At 59.6% G+C, this 20,844-nt stretch carries 22 protein-coding genes; 10 read left to right on the top strand and 12 right to left on the bottom strand.

The features are described from left to right. Window positions 1-92 precede the first annotated feature (92 nt). The 5 genes from ACZ9BB_RS23625 to ACZ9BB_RS23605 form a co-directional block, all read right to left on the bottom strand. Window positions 93-2,129 (bottom strand): GGDEF domain-containing protein, encoded by a 2,037-nt coding sequence (locus tag ACZ9BB_RS23625; protein ID WP_476216686.1) that lies wholly within the window; start codon window positions 2,127-2,129, stop codon window positions 93-95. Further along, entirely contained in the window at window positions 2,130-2,990 is an 861-nt protein-coding gene (locus tag ACZ9BB_RS23620; RefSeq protein WP_476216684.1) for an endonuclease/exonuclease/phosphatase family protein, read from the bottom strand. Between the two features lie 15 nt (window positions 2,991-3,005). After that, window positions 3,006-3,647, bottom strand: coding sequence for a thiol:disulfide interchange protein DsbA/DsbL (locus ACZ9BB_RS23615; protein WP_007940705.1), 642 nt, complete (start codon window positions 3,645-3,647; stop codon window positions 3,006-3,008). 197 nt (window positions 3,648-3,844) lie between these two features. Next, window positions 3,845-4,456: a c-type cytochrome gene (locus tag ACZ9BB_RS23610; protein WP_476216681.1), complete on the bottom strand. Its 612-nt coding sequence runs from the start codon at window positions 4,454-4,456 to the stop codon at window positions 3,845-3,847. 46 nt (window positions 4,457-4,502) lie between these two features. Further along, window positions 4,503-4,793, bottom strand: coding sequence for a c-type cytochrome (locus ACZ9BB_RS23605; protein ID WP_128874650.1), 291 nt, complete (start codon window positions 4,791-4,793; stop codon window positions 4,503-4,505). A 191-nt stretch (window positions 4,794-4,984) separates the two neighbouring features. Between ACZ9BB_RS23605 and yihA the strand changes: the two genes are divergently transcribed. Beyond that, a complete protein-coding gene (gene yihA, locus ACZ9BB_RS23600) occupies window positions 4,985-5,626 on the top strand; it encodes a ribosome biogenesis GTP-binding protein YihA/YsxC (protein ID WP_476216679.1) in 642 nt (213 codons plus the stop codon). 287 nt (window positions 5,627-5,913) lie between these two features. Here the strand turns inward: yihA and polA are convergent, their stop codons facing one another. After that, on the bottom strand, window positions 5,914-8,682 hold the full coding sequence (polA, locus tag ACZ9BB_RS23595; protein ID WP_476216677.1) for a DNA polymerase I: 2,769 nt from the start codon (window positions 8,680-8,682) through the stop codon (window positions 5,914-5,916). A 74-nt stretch (window positions 8,683-8,756) separates the two neighbouring features. Between polA and ACZ9BB_RS23590 the strand changes: the two genes are divergently transcribed. After that, entirely contained in the window at window positions 8,757-9,044 is a 288-nt protein-coding gene (locus tag ACZ9BB_RS23590; RefSeq protein WP_476216675.1) for a DUF2782 domain-containing protein, read from the top strand. A gap of 61 nt (window positions 9,045-9,105) precedes the next feature. Continuing rightward, entirely contained in the window at window positions 9,106-10,056 is a 951-nt protein-coding gene (locus tag ACZ9BB_RS23585) for a homoserine kinase (RefSeq protein ID WP_476216674.1), read from the top strand. Window positions 10,057-10,200: 144 nt separating this feature from the next. On the opposite strand, the gene znuA is transcribed toward ACZ9BB_RS23585, so the two are convergent. Next, entirely contained in the window at window positions 10,201-11,121 is a 921-nt protein-coding gene (znuA, locus tag ACZ9BB_RS23580; protein WP_476216672.1) for a zinc ABC transporter substrate-binding protein ZnuA, read from the bottom strand. A gap of 66 nt (window positions 11,122-11,187) precedes the next feature. Between znuA and zur the strand changes: the two genes are divergently transcribed. From zur to ACZ9BB_RS23545, 7 genes are all read left to right on the top strand, one after another. Beyond that, window positions 11,188-11,670, top strand: a complete 483-nt coding sequence (gene zur / locus ACZ9BB_RS23575) for a zinc uptake transcriptional repressor Zur (RefSeq protein WP_237885822.1) — start codon at window positions 11,188-11,190, stop codon at window positions 11,668-11,670. Further along, a complete protein-coding gene (znuC, locus tag ACZ9BB_RS23570) occupies window positions 11,670-12,455 on the top strand; it encodes a zinc ABC transporter ATP-binding protein ZnuC (RefSeq protein ID WP_476216670.1) in 786 nt (261 codons plus the stop codon). Before zur ends, znuC begins: the two co-directional genes overlap by 1 nt. Then, on the top strand, window positions 12,448-13,236 hold the full coding sequence (gene znuB / locus ACZ9BB_RS23565) for a zinc ABC transporter permease subunit ZnuB (protein ID WP_063341995.1): 789 nt from the start codon (window positions 12,448-12,450) through the stop codon (window positions 13,234-13,236). Before znuC ends, znuB begins: the two co-directional genes overlap by 8 nt. 37 nt (window positions 13,237-13,273) lie before the next feature. Continuing rightward, the gene (locus ACZ9BB_RS23560; protein ID WP_476216667.1) at window positions 13,274-13,990 is read left to right on the top strand and encodes a PA5502 family lipoprotein; all 717 of its coding nucleotides are present in this window, start codon (window positions 13,274-13,276) and stop codon (window positions 13,988-13,990) included. A 271-nt stretch (window positions 13,991-14,261) separates the two neighbouring features. Then, complete coding sequence (locus ACZ9BB_RS23555; protein ID WP_476216665.1) at window positions 14,262-15,269, top strand: methionine ABC transporter ATP-binding protein; 1,008 nt, start codon at window positions 14,262-14,264, stop codon at window positions 15,267-15,269. Next, on the top strand, window positions 15,269-15,943 hold the full coding sequence (locus ACZ9BB_RS23550; RefSeq protein ID WP_476216664.1) for a methionine ABC transporter permease: 675 nt from the start codon (window positions 15,269-15,271) through the stop codon (window positions 15,941-15,943). The genes ACZ9BB_RS23555 and ACZ9BB_RS23550 overlap by 1 nt, the downstream gene beginning before the upstream one ends. A gap of 77 nt (window positions 15,944-16,020) precedes the next feature. Beyond that, entirely contained in the window at window positions 16,021-16,794 is a 774-nt protein-coding gene (locus tag ACZ9BB_RS23545) for a MetQ/NlpA family ABC transporter substrate-binding protein (RefSeq protein WP_476216663.1), read from the top strand. Window positions 16,795-16,891: 97 nt separating this feature from the next. On the opposite strand, the gene ACZ9BB_RS23540 is transcribed toward ACZ9BB_RS23545, so the two are convergent. Genes ACZ9BB_RS23540 through ACZ9BB_RS23520 form a run of 5 tightly spaced genes read right to left on the bottom strand, consistent with a single transcriptional unit; the run spans window position 16,892 to window position 20,800 of the window. Continuing rightward, on the bottom strand, window positions 16,892-17,527 hold the full coding sequence (locus ACZ9BB_RS23540) for an SCO family protein (RefSeq protein ID WP_476216662.1): 636 nt from the start codon (window positions 17,525-17,527) through the stop codon (window positions 16,892-16,894). Next, entirely contained in the window at window positions 17,524-18,423 is a 900-nt protein-coding gene (gene cyoE, locus ACZ9BB_RS23535) for a heme o synthase (RefSeq protein ID WP_476216661.1), read from the bottom strand. Before cyoE ends, ACZ9BB_RS23540 begins: the two co-directional genes overlap by 4 nt. Beyond that, on the bottom strand, window positions 18,411-19,490 hold the full coding sequence (locus ACZ9BB_RS23530) for a COX15/CtaA family protein (protein ID WP_476216660.1): 1,080 nt from the start codon (window positions 19,488-19,490) through the stop codon (window positions 18,411-18,413). Before ACZ9BB_RS23530 ends, cyoE begins: the two co-directional genes overlap by 13 nt. A 10-nt stretch (window positions 19,491-19,500) precedes the next feature. Then, window positions 19,501-20,094 carry a hypothetical protein gene (locus ACZ9BB_RS23525; RefSeq protein ID WP_476216658.1) on the bottom strand — a complete coding sequence of 198 codons (594 nt, stop codon included), beginning with the start codon at window positions 20,092-20,094 and terminating at the stop codon, window positions 19,501-19,503. Beyond that, the gene (locus tag ACZ9BB_RS23520; protein WP_476216656.1) at window positions 20,060-20,800 is read right to left on the bottom strand and encodes an SURF1 family protein; all 741 of its coding nucleotides are present in this window, start codon (window positions 20,798-20,800) and stop codon (window positions 20,060-20,062) included. The genes ACZ9BB_RS23525 and ACZ9BB_RS23520 overlap by 35 nt, the downstream gene beginning before the upstream one ends. Window positions 20,801-20,844 lie beyond the last annotated feature (44 nt).

The raw sequence follows: 20,844 nt of genomic DNA, 5'->3' as shown, positions 1-20,844 counted from the left end.
GTACACGCAAGACAAGAATGCAACAGTGTAACGTATTGCCTTGCGCACAGACGGCTAAAGAGCTCCTTTAAACAAAATGGAACAAATTGCCGTCAGCCCGTTTCAATCCGATTGCGGCCGGCATTTTTTGCGCGGTATAGCGCCTGATCGGCTCTTTTAAGCACAAAATCGCTATGTTCTCCCGGTCTGAATGCAGTCAGTCCCATGGAGATGGTGATGGTGACTCGCTCGCCCTTGAAGTGGAACGGGCAGGCTTCGATGGCTGCGCGCAAGATTTCCAGGAGTTTCGCGCCGACCATCGGCGCCGTGGCAGGCATCAACAAAACAAACTCCTCACCGCCGAACCTGGCAATGAAATCTGTCCCGCGCAGGCGTTTACGCAGCACATTGGCGATGATTTTCAGTACCTTGTCACCTGCCAGATGGCCGTAGTTATCGTTGATGCGCTTGAAATGGTCGAGGTCGAGCATGGCCAGTAACAGGGTATTGCCATGTTGTTGCCACTGGCCGATTTCATGCTCCAGGCGTTCGCTCCAGGCCGCTCGATTCGGCAGGCCGGTCAATGGATCGATCAAGGCCTTCTGGCGTTGCTCTTCGAGATGCTCGCGATAGCCCAAGGCTTCCTGCTCCATGTGGGCAACCCTTTCGGCCAGGCTGTGCAGGCGGGCTGCTACTTCCTGCTCACGCTCGTCACGCTGCTTCTGGTGTTGGTCCATGGTGCCGAGCAGGCCTTCGAGATGGTTTTCCAGCATATGCTTGAGATCTTCAAGGTCCGCCGCTTCCTGCATGCTGCTCTGCAAGCCGTCGACTTGCTCGCGAATCTGCGTGTCCATCTCGCGCGCGGCAGAGCGATTGTCGGCGTGGCCTTCGCTCGCTGCTTGCAGGTTACTCTGGAAGGATTCCAGGCGTTCGTTGAGTTGCTGCAGATACGCTTCGAATTCGTGCTGGCCGCTGTCGGTGATTGCCAGCATTAACGTCGCCAGATCATCGAGAATGGGCAGCAGTTCATACCAGTTCAAGCCGTTTTGAAGACGATCGCGCATTGCCTCGGCTTGCGGACGATAGCGCTCGGGCAGCGTCAGGTCGTCGAGAAGGCCCAGCAGCGTGTCTTCGATGTGCTTGGCGACAGAGCTATAGGAGGGTTCCGGTGAGTCCGGCAGGGCATACAGAACGTCATGCTCGCAGGGTTGCGGATCGACGGCCACCGGGGTCAGTTCATCTGGATTGATCGCCATCGGAGTCTGAGTGGGCGGGACGGCGATCGATGAAGCCGGCTCTGGTGGTTGCTCGATGGTCGGTCGGGTTTGTGGCTCCGGGGCCGGGCTGCTTGTAGCCTCTGGCTCAAGGACGGGCGGGACAAACGCCACGATTTCAGCGGCAGATGCCATTGCTGTGGGTGTCTGAATTTGCAGTGGCTCAGGGGGCACAGGAACGGACAGGGCGGCTTCTATGGCTGGCAGCACCCCTTGCGGTTTATCGGCAGTTGGCCTGAGATTGACCATCGCTTGCGTGGGCTCGGCCAGCGGTGCTGCAACCGGTTCGACAGCTTGCCGGACAGGCATTTGCGGTTCGGGGTTGGCGATCTGTAGCGCTGCCTCGTCCGCTTCCCGACTACCGAACAGGCGCTGCAGCAAACCCGGGCGACCAGGCTCTGCGGGATTCTCCAGCAGGCTCAAGGCTTTGCCTTGCAAGCTGCTCAGTTCGCCGAGCAACAGCGGGATTTCGCGAGCCTGACCTACGCGTCCATCCAGCTGTTTGGCGAAATTCTTCAGTGGTCGGCTCACTTCCCGTGGCAGCGGCAAAGATTGCAACTGAGAGACCAGCGCCGCCAGTGCAGCGCTGACCTGATCGACTCGGGTTTCCCGGCGCTGCTCGGAGTCGAGCACGGCTTTTTCCAGGCGCGGCAACAAGGCGGCCAAACCAGCGTCCATGTCGTCGGTGCGCACGACTTCGCGCATTTCCTTCATGCATTGGTCAACGGCGCGATCGGTGCCTTCCGCGGCCAGGGTGCTGCGCACCAGCCCACGACGCAGCAGGTCGAGCCGGGCGTCCCATCGGCGTTCGAGCTTTTCCTGTTGTTCGATGCTTTTGAGATACTTCTCTTTCCAGCGCTGTGCTTCGTCGCTCATTCAGGCAGGACTCAACGCGGGCAATGCATCGGCCGTGAGCGAACCCGGCAGACGAATCTCTACCGCGACCGGCAGGTGATCGGAAATGGGTTGTGCCAGCACTTCGACCTTTTCAAGGGTCAGGGTGGGGCTGAGCAGAATATGGTCCAGGCAACGCTGTGGGCGCCAGCTGGGAAACGTCGCTTCCAGTTGCGGCGCGAGCAGGCCTAAATCACGCAACGGGGAGTTTTGCAGCAAGTCACTGGCATGGGTATTCATGTCGCCCATCAGCACCTGGTGTTTATAACCGCCGATCAATTCGCGGATATAGGCCAGTTGCAGGCTACGGGCCCTGGCCCCCAGCGCCAGATGCATCATCACGACCACCAGCGCTTCCGGGCCTTCGCCGAAACGCACCAGAATAGCGCCACGGCCCTTGGGCCCCGGCAGCGGATGATCTTCAATCGCCCACGGGCGCAGGCGGCTGAGCACACCATTGCTGTGCTGACCGAGATGGCCGAGATTGCGATTGAGTTGTTGATACCAGTAGGGGAAGGCACCGAGCTGCGCCAGGTGTTCGACCTGATTGACGTAGCCTGACCGTAGGCTGCCGCCGTCGGCTTCCTGCAAGGCGACCAGATCGAAGTCGCCCAGCAGATTGCCGATTTTTTGCAGATTGTCGGCACGCCCTGGGTGTGGCAACAGATGCTGCCAGCCGCGGGTCAGATAATGCCGATAGCGTTCGGTACTGATGCCGACCTGGATATTGAAACTGAGCAAACGCAGACGGCTGTCCACGGGCAACCCCGTCGATTCCAGGTGATGCTCGTTGACCTGCGGGTGATGCAGGCCAACGATGCGTTCAGTTCCCCAGCGGCGCATGGCAATGTGCCGCGCTTAGTTGGCAACGGCCTTGGTTGCCGCTCGCTCTTTGGCGACCAGTTGGTCGGCCAGTTTCAGCGCTTGTTCGGCACCGCCGGCAGAGCCGATGTCAAAGCGATACTTGCCGTTGACGATCATGGTAGGCACACCGGAGATTTCATATTTCTTCGCAAGTTCTTTGGCTTTGTTGATCTGGCCCTTGATGGCGAAGGAGTCGAAGGTGGCCAGGAATTTGTCCTTGTCTACGCCCTGGGTGGCCAGGAAGTCCGCCATGTCTTCTTTGTCAGTCAGCTTCTTGTGTTCTTTCTGGATTGCGTTGAACACCGCAGCGTGAACCTTGCTCTCGACACCCATGGCTTCAAGGGTCAGGAACATCTGGCCGTGTGCATCCCAAGGGCCGCCAAACATGGCCGGGATACGCACGAAATTCACGTCGGAAGGCAGTTTTTCAACCCATGGATTAATGACGGGTTCGAAGGCATAGCAGTGCGGGCAGCCGTACCAGAACAGCTCCACCACTTCGATCTTGCCAGGCTCGGCCACCGGGACCGGATTGCTCAGTTCGACATAGGGCGCTTCAGGCTTTTCGGCGGCTTGGGCAGTCATGCCGAACAGGCTGGCAGCGACGAGTGCGGCGCTGATGATCAGATTACGCATGCTTTACTCCTGGACAATTGGGGCGCCTCGCGCGACCTGGTTTCAGACAGATCCTGGCGGGCTTGAGTTTGTAGTGTAACGGCAGCGGCCACAAAAAAGGGCAGCCAAAGCTACCCTTTTTATGTTTGCATCGATGGATTAATCGAGTGTTAACGTTGCAAGAGATGTACGTCACTTACAACGCTCGATCACAGGCCTCAGTGCAAGCCTTGAATATAGCTGGAGACAGCGGCGATATCTTCGTCGCTCAGCTTTTTGGCGATGCTTTGCATCGGTTTGGTATCGCCGTCGTTGGTCCGGCCACCTTCTTCCTTGCGGAAGTCAGTCAGTTGCTTGCCGACGTACTGAGCGTGCTGGCCGCCCAGGTGCGGGAAGCCGGCGGCTGCGTTGCCTGCGCCATTAGGCGAGTGGCAACCAGTGCAGGCTGGCAGGCCCTTGGCCAGATCACCGCCACGGAACAGTGCTTCACCGCGAGTCACGACTTTCGGGTCGGCGGCACCGACGCTGCCTTTCTGGCTGGCGAAGTAGGCGGAGATATCAGCCAGGTCCTGATCGCTCAGGTTGGTCAGCAGGCCGGTCATTTCCAGCACCGTGCGTTTGCCGGACTTGATGTCGTGCAGCTGCTTGTTCAGATAACGCTCGCCCTGGCCTGCCAGTTTCGGAAAGTTAGGCGCCATGCTATTGCCATCCGGGCCATGACAGGCGCCACATACTGCGGCTTTCGCCTGACCAGCAGTCGCATCACCTGCAGCATGGGCAATACCGGAGATCCCCACGGTCAACAGCAGACTCACGATCAATTTGTTCATCAGCTAATCCAACTACGGCTAAGGGTTAAAGAGTTATGGACCGGGTTTACTCGCTCATCCACTGGATGATGGCTCGGTAATCCTCGGCACTGCAGTCCATGCACAAACCACGCGGCGGCATCGCCTTGAAACCCTGGGTCACGTGTTGCACCAGCGTCTCCATACCTTTCGCCAACCTCGGCGTCCAAGCTTCCTGATCGCCCTTTTTGGGCGCCATGGGTAGTTGGCCGGAATGACAGGCACCACAAACACGGTTGTACACAGCTTCCGGATCCTGTGTAGCCTGAGCGCTGTAAAGCGGCATCAAGACACCGGCAGCTAGCAGCCATTTCGTCATAAAACGACCTTTTCAGGGTTGAGAGCGTGCTGCGTTCTAATGCGCAATCAAGGTCAATCGCTCTCGTGAACTTCATCCTACGCTGGGACAAAGCGCACACAAAATCTGCGGCATTATATACTGGCGTCACTGAAACGGAAACGACACTGCTTGCCGCGTCCATTCCCGGCGCCGCCCACATCGGAAATCCCATGCAACTCAAGAATCCCATCCTCGGCCTGTGCCAACAGTCCACCTTCATGCTCAGTGCCGCCAAAGTCGACCAATGTCCCGACGACGAAGGCTTTGAAGTGGCTTTCGCCGGGCGTTCCAACGCCGGCAAGTCCAGCGCTTTGAATACCCTGACGCACGCCAGCCTGGCGCGGACCTCGAAAACGCCAGGTCGCACACAGCTGTTGAACTTCTTCAAGCTAGACGATGAACGCCGTCTGGTCGACCTGCCAGGTTACGGTTATGCGAAAGTACCGATCCCATTGAAGATGCACTGGCAGCGTCACCTGGAAGCCTACCTGGGCGGCCGCGAGAGTTTGAAAGGTTTGATTCTGATGATGGACATCCGTCATCCAATGACCGACTTCGACCTGTTGATGCTCGATTGGGCCGTCGCCAGCGGCATGCCGATGCATATTCTGCTGACCAAGGCAGACAAGCTGACCTACGGCGCGGCGAAAAACACGCTGCTCAAGGTTCAGTCGGAAATTCGCAAGGGCTGGGGCGATACGGTCACTATCCAGCTGTTTTCGGCACCCAAACGCATGGGGCTGGAAGACGCCTACACCGTACTGGCGGGCTGGATGGAGCTGGCGGACAAGGGCAGTGAGACTGCCGAGTAAGGCTTTACAGGTGAAAAGCCAGGCAAAAAAAACCCCGGACTTCATATGGGGAGGGAGAAGTTCCGGGGTTCAAGTTCCGGACCGCTAGGGCGGGGTCCAGATATCTGCCAACACTTAACACAACATAGGAGCATCGAAGGGCTTCACCAGCCATTCAGTATCTCTGAGTGGCGGTTCACGGATTTAGTTCAGACTATTTTCAAAAACCATTGGAAATAATCGTCGTTATTTTCCGCACTAAGCCTTTCGTATTTTGTGCTGCGGCACCATGGCGCAGCACAAACGGCTCAGTGAGCCTCATCCCAGTTGTTGCCTATACCCACCTCCACCAGCAGCGGTACATCCAGCTGCGCGGCGTTGCTCATGTGCAGGCGAATTTCCTCACGTACCTGGTCGACCAGGTCCTCTCGCACCTCAAGCACCAATTCATCGTGTACCTGCAGGATGACTTTGGCGTCCAGGCCTGACGATGTCAGCCAGTTGTCCACCGCCACCATGGCTTTCTTGATGATGTCAGCCGCGGTGCCTTGCATCGGGGCGTTGATCGCTGTGCGCTCGGCAGCTTTACGCAGGGCCTGGTTTTTCGCGTTGATTTCCGGCAGGTACAGACGACGACCAAAGATGGTTTCGACAAAACCTTGCTCGGCGGCCTGGGCGCGAGTGCGCTCCATGTATTCCAGCACGCCGGGATAACGGGCGAAATAACGATCGATGTAGGCTTGGGACTGTTTGCGGTCAACGCCGATCTGCTTGGCCAAGCCAAACGCGCTCATGCCATAGATCAGGCCGAAGTTGATGGCTTTCGCGCTACGACGCTGATCGTTGGTGACCGCGTCCAATTCGACGCCGAACACTTCTGCGGCCGTGGCCCGGTGGACATCGAGGTTATTGCGGAAGGCGTGCAGCAAGCCTGCGTCCTTGGCCAGATGCGCCATGATCCGCAGTTCGATTTGCGAGTAGTCCGCGGCGAGCAGCTTGTAGCCTTTTGGAGCGACGAACGCCTGACGAATCCGGCGACCTTCGGCAGTGCGAATCGGAATGTTCTGCAGGTTCGGGTCGATGGACGATAAACGCCCGGTGGCTGCGACGGCTTGCTGGTAAGACGTATGAATGCGCCCGGTGCGAGCGTTGATCTGCTCTGGCAAGCGGTCGGTGTAGGTGCTTTTGAGCTTGCTCAGCGAGCGGTATTGCATCAGCACCTTGGGCAGCGGGTAGTCCTGTTCGGCCAGCTCGGCCAACACCGCTTCGGCAGTCGAAGCCTGGCCCTTGGCGGTTTTGCTGAGCACGGGCAAACCGAGCTTTTCGTAGAGGATCACGCCCAGTTGCTTCGGTGAGCCGAGGTTGAATTCTTCACCGGCAATGGCAAAGGCCTCGCGCTCAAGAGCGACCAGTTTCTCGCCCAGCTCGACGCTCTGGATGCCCAGCAGGTTGGCGTCCACAAGCGCGCCCTGACGCTCGATACGGGCCAGCACCGGCATCAGCGGCATTTCAATGTCGTTGAGCACTTTGCCCAGGCTCGGCGTTGCTGCCAGTTTCTCCTGCAAGGCCAGATGCAGGCGGAAGGTGACATCGGCGTCTTCGGCGGCATAGGGGCCTGCCAGTTCAAGGGAAATCTGGTCGAAGGTCAGCTGTTTGACGCCTTTGCCCGCGATCTCCTGGATGTCGGTCTTGCTTTGGCCCAGGTACTTGAGCGCCAGGCTGTCCATGTCGTGGCGGGTGGCCGTTGAGTCCAGTACGTAGGACTCGAGCATGGTGTCGTAGGCAATACCCTGAACAGTAATCCCATTGTTCTGATCGCCACCGATGGCGCAATTGGCGAGGATATTGGTGTCGAACTTGGCATGCTGGCCGACTTTCAGTTTATTCGGGTTTTCCAGCAGCGGTTTCAGCGCCAGCAGCACGGTGTCGCGATCCAGTTGCTCTGGCACGCCCATGTAGGAATGGGTCAGCGGAATGTAGGCCGCTTCATTGGCCGCGATGGAAAACGACAGCCCCACCAATTGCGAGTGTTGGGCATCGCTGCCATTGGTTTCGGTGACGAAGGCGATCAGCGGTGCCTTGTCGAGCTTGTCCAGCCAGGCCTCGAAGTGCTTTTGGTCGAGGATGGTTTCGTACTTCGCTTCGGCGGCACCCGGCTGCTCCTGGGCGACCTCGACGATGTCCTGACCCGAGCGCTTGGCATCGCGCTGGTTCTCTTCGAACCAGCTCTTGAATTCCAGCAGGGAATACAGCTCGGCGAGTTTTTCGTGATCCGGTGGGCCCATGTGCAGGTCGTCGAGGCCGAATTCCAGCGGTACGTCGATCTTGATGGTTGCCAACCGATAAGAAAGAAAAGCCATTTCCTTATGTTCTTCGAGTTTGGCTGGCAGGGTCTTGGCGCCGCGAATAGGCAGGGTCGGGACAATGTCGAGCTGCGCATAGAGTTCGGTCAGGCCGCCGTTCACGCCGACCAGCAGGCCGGAAGCGGTCTTCGGACCGATACCCGGAACGCCCGGAATGTTGTCGGACGAATCGCCCATCAGCGCCAGGTAATCGATGATCTGCTCGGGAGCGACGCCGAATTTCTCCTTCACGCCTTCCACGTCCAGTGCGCTACCGGTCATCGTATTGACCAAGGTAATGTGCCCGTCGACCAATTGCGCCATGTCCTTGTCGCCGGTGGAAATCACCACCGGGCGATCGGCGGCCGCGCTGCTGCGGGCCAGGGTACCGATCACATCGTCCGCTTCGACATTGTCCACGCACAGCAATGGAAAGCCCAAGGCCTTGACGCTGGCGTGCAGCGGCTCGATCTGGACCCGCATATCGTCAGGCATGCTCGGACGGTTGGCCTTGTATTCGGCGAACATCGCGTCGCGGAACGTCCCGCCCTTGGCGTCGAACACCACGGCGAACGGGCTGTCCGGGTACTGCTTGCGCAGACTCTTGAGCATGTTCAACACGCCTTTGACCGCACCGGTGGGCAGGCCTTTGGATGTGGTCAGCGGTGGCAGCGCATGAAAGGCGCGGTACAGGTAAGAAGAACCGTCCACCAGGACGAGGGGGGCTTGGCTCATGAGCAGGATCAACCTTTTCGGCGGGTCCGGCGCTAGAATAGCGGGACCGTTGACGACAAAGGGACAAGGTTATCATGCGCACACTAAATCGCTTGTTGCTGGCTGGCTTCTTTGCAATCACTCCATTGGCAGTGATGGCGGCGGATGATGCGCCATCGGCGGAACCGCAAGTCACTATCCGCACGGAAGGCGATAAAACCATTCAGGAATACCGGCAGAACGGTTTTCTGTATGCCATCAAGGTCACTCCGAAGGGCGGTAAGCCATACTTCCTGGTGCGCGCTGATGGCTCGGAGGGTAACTATATCCGCTCGGATCAGCCGGATATGCTGATCCCTGCGTGGGAAATTTTTAAGTGGTAAGCGGTTCTTAACTTTAATCGGCGCTTGCTATGTAGCGGCGCCCGTACTGGCAGTTTTAACCATGTCTGTGTTCACCCCCCTGGCTCGGCCCGAGCTGGAAACCTTTCTCGCCCCTTACGGGCTTGGCCGCCTGCTTGATTTCCAGGGGATCGCCGCCGGTAGCGAAAACACCAATTTCTTTATCAGCCTGGAGCAGGGCGAGTTTGTCCTGACCCTGGTCGAGCGCGGTCCGGTGCAGGAAATGCCGTTCTTCATTGAACTGCTCGACGTGCTGCATGACGCTGATCTGCCGGTGCCTTATGCACTGCGCACCACCGACGGTGTCGCCTTGCGCGAACTGGCCGGCAAACCTGCGCTGTTGCAGCCACGCCTGGCGGGCAAGCACATCAAGGACGCCAACGCGCAGCATTGCGCTCAGGTCGGTGAGCTGCTGGCTCATCTGCACCTGGCGACCCAGGCCAACATGATCAAGCGCAAAACCGATCGCGGCCTGGACTGGATGCTGGAAGAGGGCACTCAGTTTCTTTCGCACTTGAATGCCGAGCAGAGCGATTTGCTGCAACGGTCTCTGGACGAAATCACGCAGCAGAAGACCAAAATTCTGGCGCTGCCGCGGGCCAACATCCATGCGGACCTGTTCCGTGATAACGCGATGTTCGAAGGCACGCACCTGACCGGGTTGATCGATTTCTATAACGCCTGTTCAGGGCCGATGCTCTATGACGTAGCGATTGCCTTGAACGATTGGTGTTCGGACGAGCAAGGGCAGATCGACAGCGCTCGGGCCCATGCGTTGCTGGGCGCTTATGCCACGTTGCGGCCATTCACCACTGCCGAAGCCGAGCTGTGGCCGACCATGCTGCGCGTGGCGTGCGTACGGTTCTGGTTGTCGCGGTTGATCGCCGCGGAATCTTTCGCCGGGCAGGATGTGTTGATTCACGATCCGATGGAATTTCAGTTGCGCTTGGCGCAGCGGCAGAAGGTCAGTACGCCGCTGCCGTTCGCGCTTTAAATTGTGGCGAGGGGGCTTGCCCCCGTTGGACCGGGCTGGCGCTCCAGTGCGAAGCGCTCCCCAGCAATTCATTGGGCGGGCTCATGTGGGGCTGCTTCGCAGCCCGACGGGGGCAAGCCCCCTCGCCACAGTTCTACGGGACGCTTACAACGACTCCAGACACCCCGCCAAATCATTCCCCAACTTTTCCAGCACCTGCTCATACCCCTGAGCGGTCGCTGGCGTGTACCCGCCCAGTGCATCCAGCTCCGCCAGTTTCACCGGCAGCCCGGCCACCAGGGTTTCTGCCAGGCGTGGACGCAACGGTGGCTCGCTGAACACGCAGGTCTTGCCGACTTCCTGTAACCGCGTGCGCATCGCCGCGACGTGCTGGGCACCGGGCTGCACTTCAGCTGCGACACTGAACACGCCGGTGTGCTTGAGGCCATAGGCGTCTTCGAAGTAGTCGAAGGCTTCGTGGAAGACGAAGTAAGGCTTGCCCGTGATGCCCGCCAGACGAGCCTTCAGGCGCAGGTCCAAGGCATCCAGGCGCTCATCGAAGGCTTTGAGGTTGCTCTGATAGCGCGCTGCGTTAGCCGGATCGGCAGCACTCAGATCGGTGGCTATTTTGGTAGCGATCACTCGGGCGTTGATCGGTGACAGCCACAAGTGCGAATCGAGGCTGCCGGGGCGATGATCGTGGTCATGCTCGTCGGCTTCTTCGGCATGGGAGTGGTTATCTTCGGCGAAATGTCGCAGCTTCAGGCCAGGCAAGTCCTGCATCGCGACGCTGGGCAGCGTACGACCTTTCAACACGCGAGGCAGGAAACCTTCCATGTCCGGGCCGATCCAGTACACCAGGTCCACCGATTGCACTTTCCGTACGTCGGATGGGCGCAAGGCATAGTTATGCGGTGAAGCCCCGGGTGGCAGCAACACCTCCGGAACTGCTACACCGTCCTGCACCGCAGCGGCAATCAGCTGCAGCGGCTTGATGCTGGTAAGGACTTTGACTTCGGCCTGGGCTGAACCGATCAGCAGAAAACTGGCGAAAAATGCGACAAAGGTAGAAAAAAGTCGGGACACGATGACCACTCGAAGAGGCGAGAACAGGTAACATAATAACGTCTCTCACAAAACTCGTCGCCGCTCATGCCTAAAACACCGATTGCCAGCCGTCCCCACGACCACTCTCATTGCGTGCACAGCGCATTGTCTGAGGCCGATGCCTTGTGCGCACGTCAGGGGCTACGCCTGACCGCCTTGCGCCGGCGGGTGCTGGAACTGGTCTGGCAAAGCCACAAGCCGCTGGGTGCCTACGACATTCTGGCAGTGCTCAGCGAACAGGACGGCCGCCGCGCCGCGCCGCCGACCGTGTACCGCGCGCTGGATTTTTTGCTGGAAAACGGCCTGGTACACCGCATCTCCTCGCTGAACGCTTTCGTCGGCTGCAATCATCCGGAACACGCCCACCAGGGACAGTTCCTGATCTGCCGCGAATGCCACGCCGCCATTGAGCTCGAACAAAAGTCCATCAGCGACGCGATCATTGGCAGCGCCAAGGACGTCGGATTTATCGTCGAGGCCCAGACTGTTGAAGTCATCGGTCTCTGCTCGGGTTGCCAGGGGGCTTGATGAGCAATGCGCTGATTCGCCTTGAACAGGTGGCCGTCACCTTTGCCGGGCAAAATGTGCTGGATAACATCGAACTGAGCGTCGAGCCGGGGCAGATTGTCACCCTGATCGGCCCTAACGGTGCTGGCAAGACTACGCTGGTGCGCGCGGTACTAGGCCTGTTGAAACCGGACAGCGGTAGCGTCTGGCGCAAGCCGAAGTTGCGCATCGGTTACATGCCGCAAAAGCTCCATGTCGATCCGACCTTGCCGCTTTCGGTGCTGCGTTTCTTGCGTCTGGTCCCGGGCGTGGACCGCGCTCGGGCCTTGGCGGCGCTCAAGGAAGTCGGCGCCGAGCAGGTGATCGACAGCCCGGTGCAAAGTGTTTCCGGTGGCGAAATGCAGCGGGTGCTGCTGGCGCGGGCATTGCTGCGCGAACCGGAATTGCTGGTACTCGATGAGCCAGTGCAAGGCGTTGATGTGGCCGGTCAAGCCGAGCTCTACAGCTTGATCACGCGACTGCGCGACCGTCATGGTTGCGGCGTATTGATGGTCTCTCACGATCTGCATCTGGTGATGAGCACCACCGACCAGGTGGTGTGCCTGAACCGGCACGTTTGCTGCTCCGGGCATCCCGAGCAGGTCAGCGGCGATCCGGCGTTCGTCGAGCTATTCGGAAAGAACGCACAAAGCCTGGCGATTTATCACCACCATCACGACCACGCCCACGACCTGCATGGCTCGGTGGTCAGCGCGGCCCCGTCGGCCCATACCCACGTTCATGGAGATAGCTGCAAGCATGGCTGATTTTCTGCTCTTCGCCCTGCTTGCAGGCTTGGCCTTGGCGCTGGTCGCGGGCCCGTTGGGTTCGTTCGTGGTCTGGCGGCGCATGGCCTATTTCGGCGACACCTTGTCCCATGCCGCGCTGCTCGGCGTGGCGCTGGGCTTTCTGCTGGATGTCAGCCCGACCGTGGCCGTCACCGTAGGCTGCCTGCTATTGGCGGTGTTGTTGGTGACGTTGCAACAACGCCAGCCACTGGCGTCCGACACGCTTTTGGGAATTCTCGCACCGAGCACGCTCTCCCTGGGCCTTGTAGTACTAAGCTTCATGCATGAAGTGCGGATTGACCTGATGGCCTATCTGTTCGGCGATTTGCTGGCGATCAGCCCGACCGATCTGGCCTGGATCCTCGGCGGCAGCGCGGCGGTGCTGGTATTACTTGTAACGCTATGGCGACCCTTGCTGGCGATCACGGTGCACGAAGAGTTGGCCAAGGTGGAAGGTTTGCCGGTGGCGGCGTTGCGCTTGGCCCTGATGTTGCTGATCGCCGTGGTGATCGCGGTGGCGATGAAAATCGTCGGCGTGTTGCTGATTACTTCGTTACTGATTATTCCGGCGGCTGCGGCACAGCGTCACGCCCGCTCGCCGGAGCAGATGGCACTGGGCGCGAGCCTGCTGGGCATGCTCGCGGTGTGTGGCGGGCTGGCGTTGTCCTGGTTCAAGGACACCCCGGCCGGCCCGTCGATTGTGGTGGCGGCCGCTGCGCTGTTTCTGCTGAGTTTTGTCCTGCCCCGTCGAGGGGTGTAGACTTGCTCGTTTTTTGCGCAAATAGAGAGTCGCAGGAATGAAGCCGTTCGCCTCCCGTTATCTGCTCCTTGTCGCGTTTTCGCTGCTACTGGGTGCTTGTCAAAGCACGCCACCGGCAGCCACCGAGGCTCCCGATGCGCGGGCCACGGCTATCGCACAGCTGGAAAAAAGCCTGGCCAGCAGCGAGCTGGCCACCGCTGAGGATCAATTGGCGGCCTTGCAGGCCGAGTCGCCCAATGATCAATCCCTTGAGCAATACCAGCGGCAATTGGCCGAGGCTTATTTGCTGCGTAGCCAGATCGTGTTGCAAAAAGGCGATGTGAATGCCGCGGCCACGGCCCTCAGCCGTGCCCGGGTATTAATGCCCAAAGCCCCGGCGCTGACGGGTGGCGTTAACAGCGCCATCACTCATGCGCGCAAGGCTGAGCTGGATAAAGCCGAAGCGGCCCTCAAGGCCGCCGAAGCCAAACCTCAGGCCAAAGTCATTGACCCGACAGCGCAAAGCACCACGGTAGCGTTGAACGTCAGCGATATGAGCAAGCTTCGTCGTCAACTCGATGCTATCGCCGCCGACGTGGTGAATTATCAGTGCGACGTGAGTATTCAGGCTCCGCGCACTCAGGATTACTCTTGGCTGGCCACGCTGCTGACCAAGCGGGTGAAGAAACTGGATGCGGAGTTTGATCTGAAGCTGCAGAAGCAGATTCTGCGCAACATCCCGGCGCAGATGGTTTTGAGTCCGCGCAAGCCTTAAAAGCTTCGCGGGCAAGCCTCGCTCCTACAGGTCTGGTGTTGTTTACGCTAAATCTGTAGGAGCGAGGCTTGCCCGCGAAGGCGTCCCCCTATTCGATAAAGATCCTCAAGCCGGAATCGCCTTGGCCTTTGGCTCCCTACCTTTGATCGCGTTATTGCCAAATCGCTGGTTGAATGCGAAATAAATGCTAAGAACCTCTATACGGACAGGCTAAAATGCCCGCCCGGCTAACCGCTGATCCTTTTCCAACGCGCCCCACAAGGTTCGCTACGTGATCGAGTTTCAAAACGTCCACAAAACTTACCGCGTCGCCGGTAAAGATATTCCCGCTCTGCATCCGACCAGTCTGACCATCGAGAATGGTCAGGTCTTTGGTCTGATCGGCCATTCCGGCGCGGGGAAAAGTACTCTGTTGCGCCTGATCAACCGCCTGGAAAACGCCAGTGGCGGCAAAATCATCGTCGATGGCGAAGAGGTCACGGCGCTGGATACCAATAGCCTGCGGCGCTTCCGTCAGCAGGTCGGGATGATTTTCCAGCACTTCAACCTGCTGGCGTCCAAGACCGTTGCCGACAACGTCGCGTTGCCGCTGACCCTCGCCGGTGAATTGTCGCGCAGCGAGATCGACCAGCGTGTGGCGCAGTTGCTGGCGCGGGTCGGCCTGTCCGACCACGCGAAAAAGTACCCGGCGCAACTGTCTGGTGGTCAGAAGCAGCGCGTCGGCATCGCCCGCGCCCTGGCAACCAAACCGAAAATCCTGTTGTGCGATGAAGCCACCAGTGCCCTGGACCCGCAAACCACGGCGTCGGTCCTGCAACTGCTGGCCGAGATCAACCGCGAACTGAAACTGACCATCGTCCTGATCACCCACGAAATGGATGTGATCCGTCGGGTCTGCGATCAGGTGGCGGTGATGGATGCCGGCCAGATCGTCGAACAAGGTTCGGTGGCCGAGGTGTTCCTGCATCCCAAGCATCCGACCACCAAGCGCTTCGTGCAGGAAGACGAGCAGATCGACGAAAGCGAACAGCGTGACGACTTCGCCCATGTACCGGGGCGCATCGTGCGTCTGACCTTCCAGGGCGAAGCGACCTACGCGCCGTTGCTGGGGACCGTCGCTCGGGAAACGGGCGTGGACTACAGCATCCTGGCCGGGCGTATCGATCGCATCAAAGAGGTTCCGTACGGCCAATTGACCCTGGCCGTCACCGGTGGCGACATGGAAGCGGCATTCGCCCATTTCACCGCAGCTGATGTCCACATGGAGGTGCTGCGCTGATGGAAGTCCTGATGAGTTTCTTTTCCAATATCGACTGGTACGAAATCTGGCTGGCCACCGGCGATACCCTGCTGATGCTCGGCGGTTCGCTGTTGTTCACCGTCCTGCTGGGCCTGCCGCTGGGCGTGCTGTTGTTCCTGTGCAGCCCGCGTCAGTTGCTGGAAGCCAAAGGCGTCTATGCGCTGCTGTCGCTGGTAGTGAACATTCTGCGTTCGCTGCCGTTCATTATTCTGCTGATCGTGATGATTCCGTTCACCGTGTTGATCACCGGCACCTCCCTGGGTGTTGCCGGCGCGATTCCACCACTGGTGGTGGGCGCCACGCCGTTCTTCGCACGACTGGTGGAAACCGCCCTGCGTGAAGTGGATCGCGGCATCATCGAAGCGACCCAGGCCATGGGGGCAACGACACGTCAGATCATCACCAACGCCTTGCTGCCGGAAGCCCGCCCGGGCATCTTCGCGGCAATTACAGTGACCGCTATTACACTGGTGTCCTACACGGCAATGGCCGGTGTGGTTGGCGCCGGCGGCCTGGGTGACCTGGCGATCCGTTTCGGTTACCAGCGTTTCCAGACGGACGTGATGGTGGTCACCGTCGTGTTGCTGCTGGTACTGGTTCAAGTGCTGCAAACCGTCGGCGACAAGCTGGTGGTTCATTTCTCCCGCAAATAAACAGTTCTCACTTAAGACATGAGCCGGCCATTCGCTGGCAGGCGCCGAAGACTGGCGCCTCACAAGGAGTTAGCCGAATGAAAAAACTACTCGTCGCATTCGCTGCCGTTGCAGCCTTTTCCGCACACGCTGCCGACACCCTGACAGTCGCAGCCACCCCGGTGCCGCACGCGGAAATCCTTGAATTCGTTAAACCGGCCCTGGCCAAAGAAGGCGTGGACCTGAAAGTCAAAGTCTTCACCGACTACATCCAGCCGAACGTGCAGGTGGCCGAGAAGCGTCTGGACGCCAACTTCTTCCAGCACCAGCCGTACCTGGATGAGTTCAACAAGGCCAAGGGCACCAACCTCGTCAGCGTTGCCGGCGTGCACCTGGAGCCGCTGGGCGCTTATTCCAGCAAGTACAAAGCGCTGACCGAACTGCCAGGCGGCGCCAACGTGGTGATTCCGAACGACGCCACCAATGGCGGCCGTGCGCTGTTGCTGCTGGCGAAGGCTGGCCTGATCAAGTTGAAGGATTCGAACAACATCCTGTCGACCGTGAAGGACATCACCGAGAACACCAAAGACTTGAAATTCCGCGAACTGGAAGCCGCGACCATCCCGCGCGTGCTGACTCAGGTCGACCTGGCGCTGATCAACACCAACTACGCGCTAGAAGCCAAGCTCGATCCGTCCAAGGACGCGCTGATCATCGAAGGCAGCGACTCGCCGTACGTGAACATTCTCGTTGCCCGTCCGGACGACAAGGACAGCGTGGCGATGCAGAAACTGGTTGCTGCCTTGCACAGCCCGGAAGTCAAAAAATTCATCACAGAGAAGTACAAGGGCGCGGTATTGCCGGCGTTCTGATCTGACGCAGTAAAAAAAAACGGGGACGCATTGATTGCGTCCCCGTTTTTTTATGCCTGAAATACCACCCCTGTAGGAGGAGCCAGGGGTGCGGTGCTTATTGGCGATGGAGCATCACTGGCAACTGCAGCACCAGTTTCTGGTTGTTCAACGGTGCGCGAATGAATCCGCGTTGAGTCCCGTCCGGCCCGATCACCGCCAGGTTGCCGCTATGATCGACGGTGTAGTTAGGCTTGCTGGTGTCCGCCGGAATGAACGGAATACTCACTGCATTAGCCAATTTCTGAATGTCTTCGACCGAGGACGCGGTCAGCCCGATGAACTGTGGATCGAAGTAACCCAGGTACTGCTTCAGTTGCTTGGGCGTGTCGCGATTCGGGTCGACGCTGACCAGCACCACCTGCAACTTGTCCACGGCATCCGCCGGCAGTTCGCTCTTGATCTGCCGCAGTTGGGCGAGGGTGGTCGGGCAGATGTCCGGGCAGAAGGTGTAGCCGAAGAACAGCAAGCTCCACTTGCCTTTCAGCTCGTTGACTGCCACAGGTTTACCGTCCTGATCGGTCATCTTCACGTCCGGCAGGTTACGGCTTTGGGGTAACAGGATGATCCCCGCATCGATCAGTGCCGTCGGGTCACCCTGGTTTTTTCCGGTCAGTACTTTATTGATGGTCAGGCCCAGGATCAGCGCGATCAAGGCGACGAGAATGAAGACGGTTTTCTGGGTTCGAGTCATAGGTTCAACAGTAAGTAGTGGTCTACGAGCAGCGCGATAAACAGCAGGAACAAGTAGTAAATAGAGTACTTGAACGTGTTGATCGCCGCGTGCGGCCGAGTGCCACGGTACAGCACCACGGCCCATTGCAGAAACCTCGCGCCCAGTACGAGGGCACACATCAGGTAGAGCACGCCGCTCATGTGGATCACGTAGGGCATCAGGCTGACGGCCAGTAGCGCAAAGGTATAAAGCAGGATGTGGACTTTGGTGTAGTGCTCGCCATGGGTCACCGGCAGCATCGGAATGTCAGCCTTGGCGTATTCCTCCTTGCGATGAATCGCCAATGCCCAGAAGTGCGGCGGGGTCCAGGCGAAGATGATCAACACCAGGAGCAACGGTTCGGCGCTGACGTGACCGGTGGCGGCAGTCCAGCCGAGCAATGGCGGGGCAGCGCCGGCCAGGCCGCCGATGACGATGTTCTGCGGCGTCGCGCGTTTCAGGAAACCGGTGTAGACCACGGCATAGCCGAGCAGGGACGCGAGGGTCAGCCACGCGGTCAGTGGATTGGTGAAGGTCAGCAGCAAGACCTGGCCGAGCACCGCCAGCACCAGGGCGAAGGTCAATGCCGCGCTCGGCGATACCCGACCTTCGGCCAGCGGGCGTTTGTGGGTGCGGGCCATGACCGCATCGATGCGCCGGTCCACCACATGGTTGACCGCCGCCGCGCCGCCGGCACACAAGGCGATCCCCAGATTGCCGAACACCAGCACCGTCCATGGCACCCCGGCGCGGGTCGCGAGGAACATGCCGACCAGCGAGGTAATGAGCATCAACACCACCACTTTGGGCTTGGTCAGCTCCAGGTAATCTCGCCAGATCGCCTGACTGCGACGTTCGCCGGTCAGAATCGCCATGGCATCTCTCCTTTTATTGTTGTGGGCCCGGCCGAGTGTTTACGCAGGCGTAGACGCCAGCGCCGAGGAGGCTGATGCTTGACCCGAACCAGGCTGGTTCGCGCGTGATAATTGACCAGCACCATCGTCAGCAACAGCGCTGCGCCGCCAGCGTTGTGGGCAACGGCCACCGGCAACGGTAGGTGGAACACCACGTTGCTGATGCCCAGGGTGATCTGTGCTGCAAGGGCGATCAGCACCATGGTGGCCAGGCGCGTCATGCCGATGACCTTCAGTTGCCAGGCCAGACCGAGCAGAACGAGGGTGACCAGCAACGCGCCGATGCGATGAGTCAGATGAATCGCGGTGCGGGCATCGCTGTCCAGCTGCCCGCCCAGGTAATTCGGCCCGATGTGTTGGCTCAGGTGAAAACCGTTGGCGAAATCAGTCGGTGGCAGCCATTGTCCGTGGCACGTCGGAAAGTCGATGCAGGCCACCGCCGCGTAATTGGAGCTGACCCAGCCACCAAGGGCAATTTGCAGGATCACCAGCAGCAAGCCGGCGGTTGCCCAGTACTGCAAACGCCGTGGCACGGTCAGCGCAGGCAACACGCCGGACAGGCGCAAGGTCAGGAGAAACAACAGGCTCAAGGTCGCAAAGCCTCCGAGCAAATGCCCGGTAACCACTTGCGGCCACAGCTTGAGCGTCACCGTCCACATGCCGAACGCCGCTTGGGCGAGTACCACCGCCAACACAAACAACGGGAGCTTCACCGGTTGCCCCGGATGATGGCGATGGGTCCAGGCGCGGCCCGCCAGCACCGCGATCAGCAGCCCCAGCGTGCCGGCGAAGTAGCGATGGAGCATCTCGTTCCAGCCCTTATGGGCTTCCACTGGTGTGTCTGGAAAATGCAGTTCGGCATGGGCCAGTTGGGCTTCGCTTTTCGGCACGCTGATAAAGCCGTAGCAACCGGGCCAGTCCGGACAGCCGAGGCCTGCGTGGGTCAGGCGTGTGTAGGCGCCGAGCAACACCACAATCAGTGCCAGCAAGGTGGCAAACAGCGCGAGGCGAAATCCAGGTTTGGCCATGACGATGCCCTTATCCGATGTTCGACAGTTTCAGCAGGTGACGCAGGTCGTTGAGCAGGTCCTTGCCCTTCACGGTCGGGTCGTAGCGCAGCACCAGATTGCCGTGAGGGTCGATGATCCACAGGTGCGGTGTGTCATTGCTCTGAGCGCCTTTGATGTAGGACGGCAGGTCCAATGAATAGCGTTGCAGCTGCGGATACTCACGTTGAAGTTTAGCTTCGTACTCACTGTTCAGCGGTTGCGCGACGGCCAGCGCATGGCTGGCGCGCAAAGCATCGCGACCGAGGCCGATCTGGATCTGCCGCGCCAGATAAACCATCTGCTGGCAGTCCACTGAACACTCTTTGGGTGCCGTCACCAGCAACTGCCAGCGGTCTTCTTGCGCCTGTACGCCGATGTCGGCGCGGGTCTGGCCGTTGCCGATCAGTTCACCGTGATAACTGCGGCCCTCCGGCACCCAGAACTGCAATTTGTACATGCCGGTGGCGAGGATCATCGGACCGATCACCCCCAATAGGATCAGCAACAACTGCAAGCGCCCGCGCCGCCGATTTACCGGTGTTTTTGCCTCAGACATGCCGGGTGGATTCATGGCCACTCCCATTATTGTTCTCCTTTGCGTTGTGCCAGCCGAGATAGAGGTAAAGGCCGAGCAGGGCTATCGACAGGGCGAACCACTGCACGGCATAAGCCAAGTGTTTTTCCGGCCCCATGGCCACCACCGGCCAATCGGCCTGGTAGGTCGCGGGACCGCTCTGCGCGCGTAATTCGTAGGCGAAACCGTCACGGTCAAGTGCCGTCCATAGCCTGGCCGGCTCAACGGCGGTGATCAGTTGTGGCCAGGTTGTGGCGTTCGGGTCGGCGTGCAGTTGGAACGTTGCGCCAGGGGAGACGTAGACCCAGGCGTCGAGGCTCAATGCCTGAGCCGGTGTGGTGAATGACGGCGGTGTGCGCCGATCCGGCCACGGCAACCAGCCGCGATTGACCAGCAGCCAGAGCCCGGTGGCCTGATCCTGAAACGGTTGCAGCAACTCGACCCCGACCTTGCCGTCGCGCTGACGGTTGTCCAGCAGCAGGCTGTGCTCGGCATCGAACTGGCCGTGCAGGCGAACCCGGCGGAAGGCCGGATCTTCGGTGTGTTGCAGTTCGGTGCTGGCCATCGGTTCGGCCGCTCGGCGCTCGGCGTAGCTTTGCAGCAGTGCGCTTTTCTCCGCACCCCGGCTCAATTGCCAGAACCCGAGTGACACCAGCAAGGGCAGCAGAGCCGCGACCACCAGGGTCGGCACGAGGCCCGGGCGGAAGCGCTTCATGGCGTCGCCAGAAAGTCGGTCGTCGCGATAGCTATACTCAAATG

It is taken from the genome of Pseudomonas sp. TE3552 (assembly GCF_056278945.1).
Note: the sequence above shows the minus strand (reverse complement) of the source record. Positions and strands in the feature narration are given on the sequence as shown.